A 13712-nucleotide genomic window follows, 5' to 3' on the forward strand; every position below is an offset into this window, starting at 1 on the left:
TCGTAAATAGCGCACACTGTGTCCGCATAGCTCTTAAATTAGGCTCATTAAATGAAAATAACGAATTTATTGACCTCATTATTAAAATTAACGCTCAAGGTTGAGCGTTAATTTTTTGCGTTAAAGCGCATTTAATGTTTTTTCTACCTTAACGGAACCTAGCCAACACTCACTTTATTATGCAGTGACTTAGCCTGCATTTGATACATTTGGTCATAGATGCCGCCCTGTGCAAGCAGTTCATCGTGGGTGCCTTGTTCTTTAATTACGCCTCGTTCTAACACAAGAATCCGATCAGCATTTTTAATAGTTGAAAGACGGTGTGCAATAATAAATGTTGTTCGTCCTTTTTTCAGAACATCCATTGCATGTTGGATAATTTCTTCTGTTTCTGTATCGATATTCGATGTAGCTTCATCCAATATTAAAATCGCAGGGTCAAATGCGAGGGCCCGTGCAAAGGAAATGAGCTGACGCTGTCCAGAGGAAAGGGTGCTGCCTTTTTCAATAACAGGCTCATCAATCCCTTTTTCCAAATGACCTAGTACACGTTCGGCACCAACTGCTTTCAAGGCTTCTTCTACTTTTTTCCGTGTGATTTTTGGATCATTCAAGCTCACGTTTGAAGCAATTGTTCCTGTGAATAAATATGGATCCTGTAATACAATACCCATATGTTCACGGATGGTCTGTCTAGGTACAGCTGTTATGTCTACACCATCGATATAAATCTTCCCTTTTGACGGATCATAGAAGCGGAACAGCAAGTTCATTATTGAGCTTTTTCCAGATCCTGTATGACCTACAAGTGCCACCGTTTCGCCGCGCTTCGCTTCAAAAGATAATTCCTTCAGCACGTAATCTTGATCTTTATAAGCAAATGTCACATCCTCGAATACGACATGCCCTTCATATCTTGGCATCATTTCCTGAGATACTTTTTCACCCTTTATATCCAAAACTTCAAAGACCCGATTTCCTGCAACAAGCGAACGTTCTAGCTGCGAAAACTGATTCACCACATTTGTAATAGGGTTAAATAATCTCGTTAAATAATCAACGAATGCATATAAAGTTCCCGCAGACACCATTTCTGCTGCCGTAATGGATCTGGTGCCAAAATATACAATGAAAATGGTAAACATGATAAGCCGTATGACATTCACTAGGTTAAAGGATGTTGCTGAATCCAAAAACAATAATTTTCGCTGATAAGCATAATGCTCTTCATTCATTTCATCGAATTCCTTCGTCATTTGCTGCTCACGGCGAAAAGCTTGAATAATCGTCATCCCTTGAATGGATTCATTAATCATCGCATTAATGTCAGCAATCTTCGTCCGAATAACACCATTGTATTGCTTCGCATATTTTCTGTACAAAATCATCCACATATAAATAAATGGAATCATGATTAAAGCAATCATCGCCATTTTCCAATTTAAGATAAACAACGCAATATAGACACCTGCAATTGAAATAAAGCTGGTCGCGAAATTAGAAAGTACTTGCACATATAAATTTCTTACTGCCTCTGTATCATTTGTGACACGTGCGACAATTTTCCCAGCTGGCAGGTTGTCAAAATACTGTATTGGCAATGTTTGTATATGCCCAAACACATCCTTGCGCAATTTTTGGACAACCCGGTTTGCGCCCATTTGCAAATAAATATACATAAAATAGCGTAATATCGCTGTGGCGATCGCTAAACTAAGATATAAGCAAAGCAGCCAGGCAATTGGCTTTATTTCTATAATTCCCATTGTCATATGCTCATCGATAATTTTCTTAGCGATGAACGGGCCCGCAAGATCAGCAAAGACCGCAACCGATAAGAAAAATAACCCGATGAAAATGGTCCGCTTAAAAAGCATCGCATATTTCGTTAATCGTTTACTCGTACTCATGCCCCGCCTCCTTCTAGCTGTTGACGGTCAAATTGTTCCTTATACCAGCCATTTTGTCCAAGAAGCTCTTCATGTGTTCCCTGCTCAATAATTTGCCCTTCTTCTAGTACAATAATCTGATCTGCATGCTGCACGCTGGATAGACGATGTGTTGTAATAATGGTAGTCTTGCCATTTCGTTCATTTTGAATGTTTTTAATAATACTAGCTTCTGTTTTAGCATCGACTGCTGACAGAGAATCATCAAGGATTAAGATTTCAGGATCTTTAATGAGCGCACGCGCAATGGACACACGCTGCTTCTGTCCGCCAGATAAGGAAACCCCTTTTTCGCCAACTAATGTTTCAAGCCCGCTTGGCAGGTTTTCTAAGTCTTTTTTAAAGTATGCAAGGTGAATGGCCTTTTCCAAATCAGCCTCTGTTGCATCCTCTTTCCCAAATAAAATATTTTCCCGAATCGTCCGTGAAAATAAGACATGATCCTGCGGGACATACCCGATCCAATCAAGAATCTGATCTTTTGTTTGGGACGCGATGTCGATTCCGCCAATTTGTAATTGCCCTTCATCAAGTGGATATTCACGCAGTAATTGTCTTAGGAATGTTGTTTTACCCGCCCCTGTTTTTCCCACAATTCCAAGCGTTTCTCCCTTTTTAAGAGACAACGAGATTTTCTGTAAGTTTTTCACCTGGCTCGTTGGATATTGAAACATGAGGTCATCAAAGCCAATGGCACTTGGAGCCGCAACAGCTATCGGTACCTTCGTGTCTTGAACATCCGCCTCATAGTTAAGCGTCTCCTGTACACGATCAAGTGAAGCATTCCCCTGCTGCATCACATTGATTAGCTCGCCAATCGCGAAAATCGGCCAAACCGCGAGACCTAAATAAACGTTAAATGTGACGAGCTGGCCGACTGTCATTTCTCCATTTGAAACAAGAACCGCGCCATAGCCGAGTGCCACAACATAGCTAATACCTGTTCCAATTTTCGTGATTGGACCAAATAATGCGTTTATTTTCGCCGTATGCATATTTTTTTCGTATACTTCTTCACTCTTGTCGGCAAAGTAGACTTCATCTTTTGTCTCCTGCACGTAGGCACGAATGACGCGCACTCCAGCAACAGATTCTAGGACATTATCATTCAGTTCCCCAAATGCATCCTGTGCTTTCATATATCGTTCATGAACAAGCTTCCCAAAATACTGAATGAGCACCGCCATAATCGGCACTGGCAGCATGGCGAAGAGTGTTAATTTCCATGAAATCATGAAACCCATTGCCAAAATAATAGCACCTAAATATAGAGTAGAATCAATGAGTGTCATTATCCCGAAGCCAGCCGTTTGCGCCACGGAATTTAAATCATTTGTCGCACGCGCCATCAAGTCGCCTGTACGGTTTTTTTCATAAAAGGTTGGCGTCATTTTAAGAAATTGCAGCATTAACTTACGGCGCATAACTCTTTCGAGATTAATCGCCCCTTCAAATAAGCGGTACTGCCAAAAAAAGTTCAAGAAATAGCCACCAATAATAATCGCAATGAATATGAGAATATATTGTCCCAATATTGCTTTTGTCATATCACCAGCAGTCAAAATATCAATAATGGAGCCAAGTAAATATGGCGGCACCACCTCAAGGACACTAGCAATAATTAATAAGATAACGGCAATTGTATATTGTCTCCAATACTTACCGAAAAACCAACTTAACTTCCCTAAAACATCAAACATCGATCAAACCCTCTTTCTCTTTCAGGTTATGAACATGGCTACCCACTATCTAGAGATTCCTTTCTGAAAATCAGTCTTTTTTGTTTGCTTCTCATTGTCATCTACTCCTCTTTAATAGGTCACTAAAAAATTCCAACAAAAAAGATGCATACCCTAAAAAGAGCATGCATCTCCAAAAAGGTATAGAAGTTCCTCCATACCCTTCTATGCTTCAGGAATTCACAATTACACAGAGAATAGGCGTGGACAATGTATGAAATTTTTCATCTTGAAGCTCACTTTAATCATTCTCATTGTCCTTACCTCCTTCGCTAAATTGTTTAGTGTTCTTGAAGATTACCATCTTTTTCATATAATTGTCAACTGTCAGACAAGTTGATTTTTGTTATTTAAACAATCATAAGGAATCAGCCATTTAGCATTTTTAATTCTTTCCGATAACCTGCAATAATTTTTGTCAATAACACAATCCACATGACCGTTAATAATAGTAAGGCTACTTTTAAAAACCCACTAAAAGACCATTCAAAAAATGAATCTGGCTTCGAAATAACATTTACATACAAACTTTGGATGCAAATAAACAATAAGAATACACCCATACCTACATTCATTGTAAAGGCCTTCTTCATGTAGCGCCGCTTCTCCTGTAGATCATAAGTAAAAGCTGGTACCTCTTCCCAATCACTGTAGGATCTCGCCCAAATTGAATAGTTGAGCCATGTAATATTTGACGTAAACTTTAGCTTCCAGCCCATTTCCTTGTGGAGCGCGAAATAATTTGCATTCACTTTCGGTTCAAAGCTCACTTCGTAAATAATCTTTTGAGATTTCGTTTTACGGAATGTAAAAACTGCTCCGAAAACTGATTCTAACTCCAGCCCCTCACTAGCCATTTTTTCCAGCCATTCCTTCGTTTGGAACGGTTGATACATCCAACCAAGATATAATTTACGCACTCTTTGCCCCATACCTTTTTTTTCAATCGTCATATCCATTACACTTAACTCAAACCTACGATAGGCACGGAAAACAAAAACAGTTAATCCAATCAAGAAAAGTAATATGATCACTGGAACGGCAATCGATAATACCCCAATTTGCCCTTTCGTTATGCTAAAAATTGTCCCAAAAACGAGGAGTGCGGGCACCTGAATTGAAAGCATAAACATAGTTATCAGCAAAAATAGGTAGGCATGCATTCTTGTATGTTTTAAAATAGCATCCCGTGCAGGATAAGCCTCTATTTCAGAAATTTCATTTTTCAGTATTTGCCACTTTCCTGATGAGGCTGCTAATTCCCAACCTGCACTTGTAAGTCCATGTGCCAATTCTCCTCTTCCATAATGTACTGCATATGTGGCCTTCTTGCCCTGCCCCTCCTGAAATCTAAACTTTCGGGACCAATGATTAAAATTCACAAGTCGATAGCCCTCATTGGACATTTGAGTAAGCCAGCGTTCCGTCTGATCAATCCGATAACTCCAAAGCCATTTCATTTTTTTCATATGAAATCCTCCTCAAAGCGTAAAACGTTTACATGTAATTCCTTTAAACGTGCCATTTCAGCCTTCATAACCGACCTACCAAGTTGCGTCACTTCATAAACCGTTTTTCTTTTATCATCAGCAAAAACAGTAATTAATTCATCCTTTTGCATTTTTGTTAAGGTTCCATAAATGGTGCCCGATCCAAGCCTAATTCGCCCTTTTGTCAGTTCTTCAACACGCTTAATAATCCCGTAGCCATGAAGAGGTTCTGTAAGAGTCAATAATATATAAAAGGCAGTTTCGGACATTGGTACATATTTTTTGATTAGCTTTTCCACCTCTATACCTCCGTATATCGGAACTCGATATGCCACACCGTGTCATATCATATTTTGACTATATCATGTCGTGACATATTATTTCAATACTAAAAAACTCATAAAAAAAAGAATTCGCTTTGAAATAATATTCAAAATGAATTCTCAGATATGCAGCTTCCAAATAATTATTATCACTATATACTTCTCGTAGATTAGATGGTACCGTTTTGAATAAAGATTAGCCTTTTTCACCAGTCGGGGGGATCATTACAGAGTAGGTGCCTAAACCTATTTTTTAAAAATTATATGCTCAGGCACTATCTCACAACAATTAAAGATGAATCATATGAATATATAATTCATAGTGAATATCCCCAAAATTTATTCATTTAAATCAATATCAATTTGCAAATCTGAAAATACTTTATAAGCAGAATCAATCATATTGAATTCAAGTGGTTCTTCTTGACTAACTTTTGGATAGGTTACTTCTATATGGTTAGGCAGTTGTTTAAAGCTAATAGCCTCGTACAGTTGATCGGTCTTTTGATTTATGATTCTCGGGAAAACAGGCTGTAATGGGTCCATCTCATAATGGACAACGGTCCCTGCGGTATTCTCTATGATGTTTAATACTTTTATTTTTGAATCTAAGTTTAAAATGGCTCCCTTCATAAAAGGTGCTGTAACACTATCCCACATATAGGCTTTTCCATTGCTGGATGGTATCTCTTTTCCTTTATACGTTGAGATATAGGGAACAATTTTATAAGAATGGACATTAATACTTCTAGGCACTTCAACTTTCTCGTTTAAGATTCTTTCTGAAACAATTTGGTCATAAGCATTTTTATTGCTGCTTGTGCTTCTAACCGCCTTTTCTAGATACATAACCCCGTCAGGTCCAATCGCAACCAATGACAAATCAAGATAACTGTTGTCAGGCATCGCTTCCTGCAGCTTCATTTCTATTTTAGTGTTCAAAAGCAAAAAGGATGGAGTTAGTTGAACCTCTTTGACAGCAAATGAATTTCCAAGCTCATCCTCTTTTACAATTGGACTAGTCTTTTCAATGTATTCACTATCTTTCTGCAAGGTGAAAGCAAAGGACCAATCTCCCTCTACATCGTTAATCTTTTTAATACGAATTTCAAGCTCTGAAGTGATAGGGAATTCCTTCGAATTATAAAACTTTAAAATATCTCCCTTTTCTATCAGATCCTTCGTATTCATTCCGCTAAAATAAGAATTCCCATCTGAACGGTCATTCACGAATAGTTCTAATTCAATGTCAGATGTATCATATTTCTTCCTCATTTGATCACTAAACTCTACGTGGTAGGATATGGCTAATTGATGATTGTCCAAATACGCCTCTTCCAGCATGACCTTTATATTTTGATCTTCCGCTGCTAATGATAGTTTTTTTACTTTCCCCTCCTTAACCATCAGTTTTAATCCTTCATCCCCGTTGTTATATAAAATGTTTTCCGCATGTTGGCCAGTTGAAGTTCCTGTCATGAATGAATTTAATAATATACCTCCAATAGCTATAATGAGAACGGAGGCAATACTAGCTAGTATCCTCTGGCTTCTTAAAAATGACTGTTTTTTACCGCTTCTCCCCATTATTAAAGCTTCTTGGACTGTTTTGTTTAGCTGATCTGATGGCACAGGCATATTATTTACCATCTTCCTAATATCTTCTTGAAGCTTCTCCATACGTGACTCCTCCTTTTTCAAGCATTCCTTTTACCTGATAAAGTGTCCTATGTAATTGAGACTTGATGGTTCCTTCTGGTTTATCCAGTATTTCTGAAATATCCGAAATAGAATATCCGTAGTAAAAGCGAAGAAGCAACAATGTTTTTTGCTGTGGCTTTAGCATCTCAAAAACTTGTTCAATATCCATCGCCATAATGGCAGCATTCTCCTCATTTAGACCAGTTTCAACCCAGTCTGGTTCAAGCAAAATAACATCCTTAGATTTTCTAATAAAATCAATTGCCGTATTTATTAGTATCCTAGTCATCCATGTTGAAAAATAATGAATATCCTGCAATTTATGAAAGGATTTATATCCCTTAATAATGGCTTCCTGCACAATATCAAGGGCATCCTGTTCATTTTTTACATATGAATAGGCAACTTTATAAAGTTTTTCCTGCTCATGCTTAATTAATTTTTCAAAGGAATGGCTAGAGAATGATTTAAAAATGGACACAATTTCCCTCCTTTTTGTTTCATTATCAATATGACAACAGCGCGCTCAGTTTTAATTAGACGTCCTACCTATTAGACATTGACTTAAACAGAATCGTTCCATTTATTTGTAAAATAATAAAAAGAGCATGTCATATAGAAACACGCTCTTCTCTTTAAAGTGTATTATAAAATTATTTTATTGAGCAGTAGGTATACAGCTCTTAATCCTATTCTGAATAACAGGTTATTTTACCAAAGCCCGCTTTTTACGGAACACTGGCTTCACTTCAGCAAATAATATAGCGAGCATGATTAACACAGCACCGATGATCATACGGCCTGTCAGTATTTCATGTAAAAAGATAACCGATAAGACCATTCCGAAAAAGGATTCAGTCGATAGAATAATAGCCGCCTTTGTCGCCGTAGTATATTGATGGGCGATATTTTGAAAAAGGTAAGCAATCGTTGTTGAGAATATCGCTAAATACACAATTGAATATATAGCTTCATTTTCTAGCGTTGTCGGTATATCCCCATGAATGAACACTGCCACAACACTTAATAAAGATGCTGTTATGAACTGTACAATCGTTAGTGATATAGCATCTTCCTTTTGAACAAAAAGATTCGTATAAAATATATCAAAAGCAAATGCAACTGCACATGCGAGAGATAATGCATCACCAATATTAATGGTCATAGTACCTTGCAATGACAAAAATCCAATACCAACGATGGCTATACAAGAGCCGACCATTTCATAACGATCAATTCTGCGTTTATATAAGAGATAAGCAATAATTGGAACTATGACAACATTAACGGCTGTTAAAAAGGCATTTTTGGATGGGGTGGTATATTCTAAACCAACCGTTTGCAAGGCAAAGCCGATAAATAAAAAAGTTCCTAAAAGGACGCCTTTCCATATGATAGACTTCGTAAACCCTTTGAATTTATATCCAAATAAGATCATTAGAATGAGGGTTGCGATCACAAATCTGCCTGCCATCACCTGATAAGCTGTTAAATATTCTAGTGCAATCGCAGTTACAACAAACCCGCTGCCCCAGACAATCGCTGTAAAGAGCAGCATTCCATCCCCAATATATCGTTTCATCTTCTTTCTCCTCCTGACTAAAAACAATAATACCATGAGAAGAAATATATGAAGCTGATTAATTTTCTAAACTTACGAAATAATTTTTGTACGGGCTCTAAACTACCTATTGAGTCAAAATCATTTTATGTATTAAACATTGCTTGAGGAGCTTTGTTTACCTAAACACTTTACTAGGAACATCAAATACTTGCCATAGAAGGAAAATAAAAAGAAATGAAAAGAACCACGCCAATAGTGGACGGGTATGATGGATTCTAAGTATTAAAAACATAACAATAGTGAACATGGTTGACCAATATAAATTCCAGCCATTAAAGTATGTAAACTGGTTAAGCTTAACATCGATTAATTCATTTATAAAATAAATCAACACCCAGCCTATCACATATAGGAATTGTTTTATCTTATTTCTATCTGGGAATTTAGATAGGTAAATAAGGATCGTGGCTGGATATTTAATTAAAATTGCGGCTAAAGTTATATGGGTACTGGTTAAGCCGAAATATTTATCCAAACCCTGAGGAACATATTTCCACATTGGATAAAAGTCTGATAATAGATAAAGATAAAGAAAGTCACCTAAAGCATAAAATAATATGGTCGGATAATACTTCTTCCAATTCTTCATATCACCCCATTTAACCAATGCCAGAATCCACAATAAGCCATAAAACACATTCAACTCTACACACCCTCTGTACATTCAATTCCCTTTTTTTGTATAAAAAAAGACTGCCCCTAATTTTAGCCACACCCAGATGGAATGTTGCCTTTCTTTTCCTAATAATATGGACAATTTCACTATTTCTATCCTGCTTGGCTTCGTTTAAGAGGGTTTATTTTATTTAATAATGAGAAGCCTTTTTGGATATCCTTAAGCATAGTAAATATTACAAATCATGCAGAAAATTGAAGAAGACTGTCGATATCTTGATAGAAAACCTGATGAAAGCATAAGCAAAATGATGATCTTCTATAATGCGGTTTCATGGGGAGGAGCTTCATAAATTGTTTAATTGGCTAAAATGGTCAAAAAAGAAATCGCCTGATAAGCAGAACGTTAACAGATTTACTATGGAAGATTTAATTAACACCTTAAAACCATCAAAGGATTTCCAAAGGTTTGAGTTTGAAACAAAAGGCGAACGATGCTGGATAAGTTATATTAAGACAATGGTGAATCCGGATTTCATTCATCGTGATGTGTTTCCATATTTAACGGAGAATTCCTTTAATAGCCTGGATGAGATTAAAAAGCTGCTGCCAATCGAACAAATTCTCATAACGGATGATGTAAAGGAAATTCAATCGAAAATCATGAATGGCTCCATCATCATCCAGATGAATGAACATGATGCGCGCTGTCTATCGATTTCTGCTGTTACAGTGGAAAGAAGACAAGTAACAATGCCAGAGGTAGAGTTTACGGTCGTTGGGCCTAAAGAAGCCTTTGTGGAATCTCTTGATACGAATATTAACCTAATAAGAAAAAGGCTTCTGCTCCCGCAATTACAAATACGCGAAATCGAAGTCGGGAAAGTTTCAAAAACAAGAGTAGCGATCATATATATTGACGGAATCGCGAATCAGGAAAATATCAATACGATGTTACAGCGTATTTCTGATATTGAATATGACCATATTATTGACAGTTCATATATTACTCAAATGATTTCAGATAATAAAAATTCGCCTTTTCCGCAAATGCTTGATACAGAACGTCCTGATCGTGTGAGTGCAGTCCTGACTGAAGGGAAAATTGCTATTTTGGCTGATGGATCCCCGCATGCCCTTTATTCACCCATTACGATCGTTGAATTTTTTTCTGCATTCGAAGATTATTTTCAAGTTTGGTATATTGCATCGAGCTTTCGTTTAATTCGTTTGTTTGCTGTTACATTTTCGGTATTTTCAACCCCATTTTATGTTGCCATTTGTACGTATCATTATGAAATGATTCCGTTGGATTTATTGGCTACTTTAATTACATCCAGGGCAGACGTTCCTTTTCCGCCTTTTCTCGAAGTGATTATTTTGGAATTAGTCATCGAACTATTGCGTGAAGCAGGAGCAAGGCTGCCGAGCAAGGTCGGTCAAACGATCGGTATCGTTGGTGGTATTGTTATTGGAACCGCCTCCGTTGATGCTGGATTAACTAGCAGTGTATTACTGATTATTATCGCACTGGCTGCACTAGCCTCATTTACTACACCCGTTTATCAAATGAGCAACACAATCCGTTTGATCCGCTTTCCATTTCTAGTGTTTGCGCAAATCTGGGGTTTAATCGGAATCGCGGTTTTCTTTGCCTTTATGGTAGGTCACCTGCTCAATTTGACATCTTTAGGAAGGCCTTTTATTGAGCCTATTTTTCCGCCTCGACTTTCAGATTTAAAAGATGCTTTTTTCAGAATGCCTTTCAATCGCCAGGCTAAACGGCCTATGTATCAGCGACCGGAAGATCCTATGCGCGCAAATCCAACTCGTCTTAATGAAAAAAATGATAATGAAAATTAACAATTTAAGAGTGGGCCGCTGCTTTGTTTTATTTGATCGAAAGAATGGATAAGGCCCGCTCCTACAGAAACTGGTGACGTGATGCGAAATCTAATAAAAGAAAATCTTCTAGTTTCCCCCTTTCTTGTCTTCTATATCATTAATGCAATGCAATTAGGTGTAGGGGTTCTTGACTTAGCCAAAATTAGCCGCCAAGCTGAACAAGATATGTGGATTTCCATTATTCTGTCAGGGATGAGCATCCATGTCCTAGTTTGGATCTTATATAGAATCTTGAATAATGGGAAAGGCGATATCATCGCTATCCACCGGGAGCTGTTTGGAAAATGGGTTGGGGGAATACTTAGTTTGATATTTACATTGTATATATTAATGCTAGGATTAACCGTCTTACGTGTTTATGTCGAAATCATCCAATTGTGGGTGTTCCCAGAAATATCAGTATGGTTTTTTTGCCTAGTTGTTCTTTTGGTTGTAGGCTATTTTGTCATTAATGGGTTCCGAGTTATAACAGGTATTTGCTTTTTAAGTACGCTTTACATGCTCCCTCTGCTATTGTCCTTTCTTTTTCCGCTGAAATTTGCCCATTTCGGCAATTTATTTCCGATTATGGATCATAGTATTTCAGATATTTTGGTTTCAGCAAAAGTTGGGACCCTCAGCATGACCGGGTTTGAATTGTTACTAATATTCTATCCCTTTATAAAGCATCCTGAAAAATCACAAAAATGGGCTCATTTTGCTGTCATATTTACTACGTTTATTTTTGTTTACATCGCCATCATTACTATCGTTTATTATCATCAAGATCAGCTGAAGCATATTGTTTGGAGTACCATTATGTTTTGGAAAATCATTGAATTGCCAGGTATTGAACGGTTTGAACATTTTGGAATAGCAGCTTGGTTATTTATCGTTTTGCCAATTATTTGTTTGACAATATGGAGTGCACACCGAGGCCTTATTCAGATATTTCCAGTCAACAAAAGGTTCCTTTTAGTTGTCATTTTGTTCGTTTTAGTAGTAGCTGTGGGGATGATTGAAAAACGGACAAGCATTGAAAAATTAAGAAGCATAGCTGGTGACGCTGGTTTTTACTTTATTTATGGTTACATTCCTTTCCTATTTATCGCACAGAAAATTATTTATAAGCTGAAAGGGGCAAAACAAAAACAATAATATTATCCCAAGATAAACAAAAAAACAAAAGAATCACCGTTCTATCGTGCGGTTCTTTTGTTTTTTTACAATATTTTATTAATGATGATCAGATATACCTGTTTCCAGAAAATCAATTTTAATATTTAATTCAACAGGGGCATCAGAAAATAATTCCTGCCACTTTTTTAATTCCCATCCCCTTGTTTGACTTCTAGCTCTATCTGCTATTCCTAAAGGATCAATCCCCTTTTCTCTAAACTGGTTAATTAATTCTAATCCTTTCTCCTCTAAATCCTTTCCTAACAACCTCTCAAATTTTTTCACGTCCATTTCTGTCAATAACTCAATGTTCGAGTTCACTTCATCTATTAGAGCATTCATTTTTACATTAATCTTAATATTGGGGTGTGTCATTCCATTTGTAATCGTATAATCCACCTTGGATTTTAAGCTTTCCATCGAAATATACATATCCTTATCTGGAAAGGAGGCAGCATAACTTCCTCTATTCATATTCTCGTATAACATTTTAAAAACGAACAGTTTTTCGGCTCCAATTTTATCAACATATTTATCTTTTTGGAAGAAAGCAAGCCCCGATAGCTGGACATTTTCTCCATGTCTTTTTAGCATTGGCATGAAAGCATCTTGCCCTTTTGAATAATAGGCATACATAAATTCATGAAAATTCGATGTTGGTAAATTTCCTTTTTTACTATGTGTAATAAGGTCTTTGATATAACGTGAAGTCGTCTGATCCATTATTTCATATTTTCCGTCTAACAACTTTTTCGCTTCCCCTTCAACTATACAAAAGTCAACCTGCCTCCCAATGGATGGATGTCTTTTTATTCCATCCAAAGACGTGCCAATCCCTCTCTTTGCCAAATCCTCTCCGAATAAACCAATCAGGGTTTTTCCGCTTGCGACAGCTTTCGGCAATTCTCTTTCGGCATTCCAAACAGCACCATACCCAGTAAAATTTGCAGCGCTGATAGTTTTACCTGTAAAAGAGCCTTTCTCTTGCGGACTAAACATGATAACGCCTAATGTTAATTCGTATTTTTTGTCATCAGCCGCATCATATCCAATACTTTCAATGATTTGAATTTTTTCAATCGTTTTAGTCTGTATGCATCCTCCGAGAATGAAAACAAAACAGAAAATAGGGATGAAAACTTTTTTTACCATTATGTATCTCCTTATCAAGAGAGTAATTTTACAAGAGGATGGGTACAAGAATATCT

General features: G+C 37.0%; 11 protein-coding genes. 2 read left to right on the forward strand and 9 right to left on the reverse strand.

All coding sequences use genetic code 11. The features are described 5' to 3' along the window. Positions 1-158: 158 nt before the first annotated feature. The 8 genes from V7164_RS08310 to V7164_RS08345 all read right to left on the reverse strand — a co-directional run bounded on the left by V7164_RS08310 (position 159) and on the right by V7164_RS08345 (position 9463). Positions 159-1910 (reverse strand): ABC transporter ATP-binding protein, encoded by a 1752-nt coding sequence (locus V7164_RS08310; protein ID WP_335344949.1) that lies wholly within the window; start codon positions 1908-1910, stop codon positions 159-161. Then, positions 1907-3649, reverse strand: a complete 1743-nt coding sequence (locus V7164_RS08315) for an ABC transporter ATP-binding protein (RefSeq protein WP_335344950.1) — start codon at positions 3647-3649, stop codon at positions 1907-1909. Before V7164_RS08315 ends, V7164_RS08310 begins: the two co-directional genes overlap by 4 nt. Before the next feature lie 407 nt (positions 3650-4056). Beyond that, positions 4057-5157, reverse strand: coding sequence for a DUF2812 domain-containing protein (locus tag V7164_RS08320; RefSeq protein ID WP_335344951.1), 1101 nt, complete (start codon positions 5155-5157; stop codon positions 4057-4059). Beyond that, the gene (locus V7164_RS08325; RefSeq protein WP_438824093.1) at positions 5154-5447 is read right to left on the reverse strand and encodes a PadR family transcriptional regulator; all 294 of its coding nucleotides are present in this window, start codon (positions 5445-5447) and stop codon (positions 5154-5156) included. Before V7164_RS08325 ends, V7164_RS08320 begins: the two co-directional genes overlap by 4 nt. A 393-nt stretch (positions 5448-5840) precedes the next feature. Next, a complete protein-coding gene (locus tag V7164_RS08330) occupies positions 5841-7181 on the reverse strand; it encodes a DUF4179 domain-containing protein (protein WP_335344952.1) in 1341 nt (446 codons plus the stop codon). Beyond that, positions 7156-7683, reverse strand: coding sequence for a sigma-70 family RNA polymerase sigma factor (locus V7164_RS08335; protein WP_335344953.1), 528 nt, complete (start codon positions 7681-7683; stop codon positions 7156-7158). The genes V7164_RS08330 and V7164_RS08335 overlap by 26 nt, the downstream gene beginning before the upstream one ends. Before the next feature lie 225 nt (positions 7684-7908). Further along, complete coding sequence (locus V7164_RS08340) at positions 7909-8784, reverse strand: DMT family transporter (RefSeq protein ID WP_335344954.1); 876 nt, start codon at positions 8782-8784, stop codon at positions 7909-7911. A gap of 157 nt (positions 8785-8941) precedes the next feature. After that, positions 8942-9463: a CBO0543 family protein gene (locus V7164_RS08345; RefSeq protein ID WP_335353889.1), complete on the reverse strand. Its 522-nt coding sequence runs from the start codon at positions 9461-9463 to the stop codon at positions 8942-8944. 398 nt (positions 9464-9861) lie between these two features. Between V7164_RS08345 and V7164_RS08350 the strand changes: the two genes are divergently transcribed. Next, on the forward strand, positions 9862-11304 hold the full coding sequence (locus tag V7164_RS08350; RefSeq protein ID WP_438824708.1) for a spore germination protein: 1443 nt from the start codon (positions 9862-9864) through the stop codon (positions 11302-11304). Positions 11305-11385: 81 nt separating this feature from the next. Continuing rightward, positions 11386-12483, forward strand: a complete 1098-nt coding sequence (locus V7164_RS08355) for a GerAB/ArcD/ProY family transporter (protein WP_335344955.1) — start codon at positions 11386-11388, stop codon at positions 12481-12483. Positions 12484-12561: 78 nt separating this feature from the next. On the opposite strand, the gene V7164_RS08360 is transcribed toward V7164_RS08355, so the two are convergent. After that, complete coding sequence (locus V7164_RS08360; RefSeq protein WP_335344956.1) at positions 12562-13656, reverse strand: Ger(x)C family spore germination protein; 1095 nt, start codon at positions 13654-13656, stop codon at positions 12562-12564. Between the last annotated feature and the right edge of the window lie 56 nt (positions 13657-13712).

It is taken from the genome of Bacillus sp. JJ1474 (genome assembly GCF_036965225.1).
Classification (GTDB): Bacteria; Bacillota; Bacilli; order Bacillales; family Cytobacillaceae; genus Cytobacillus.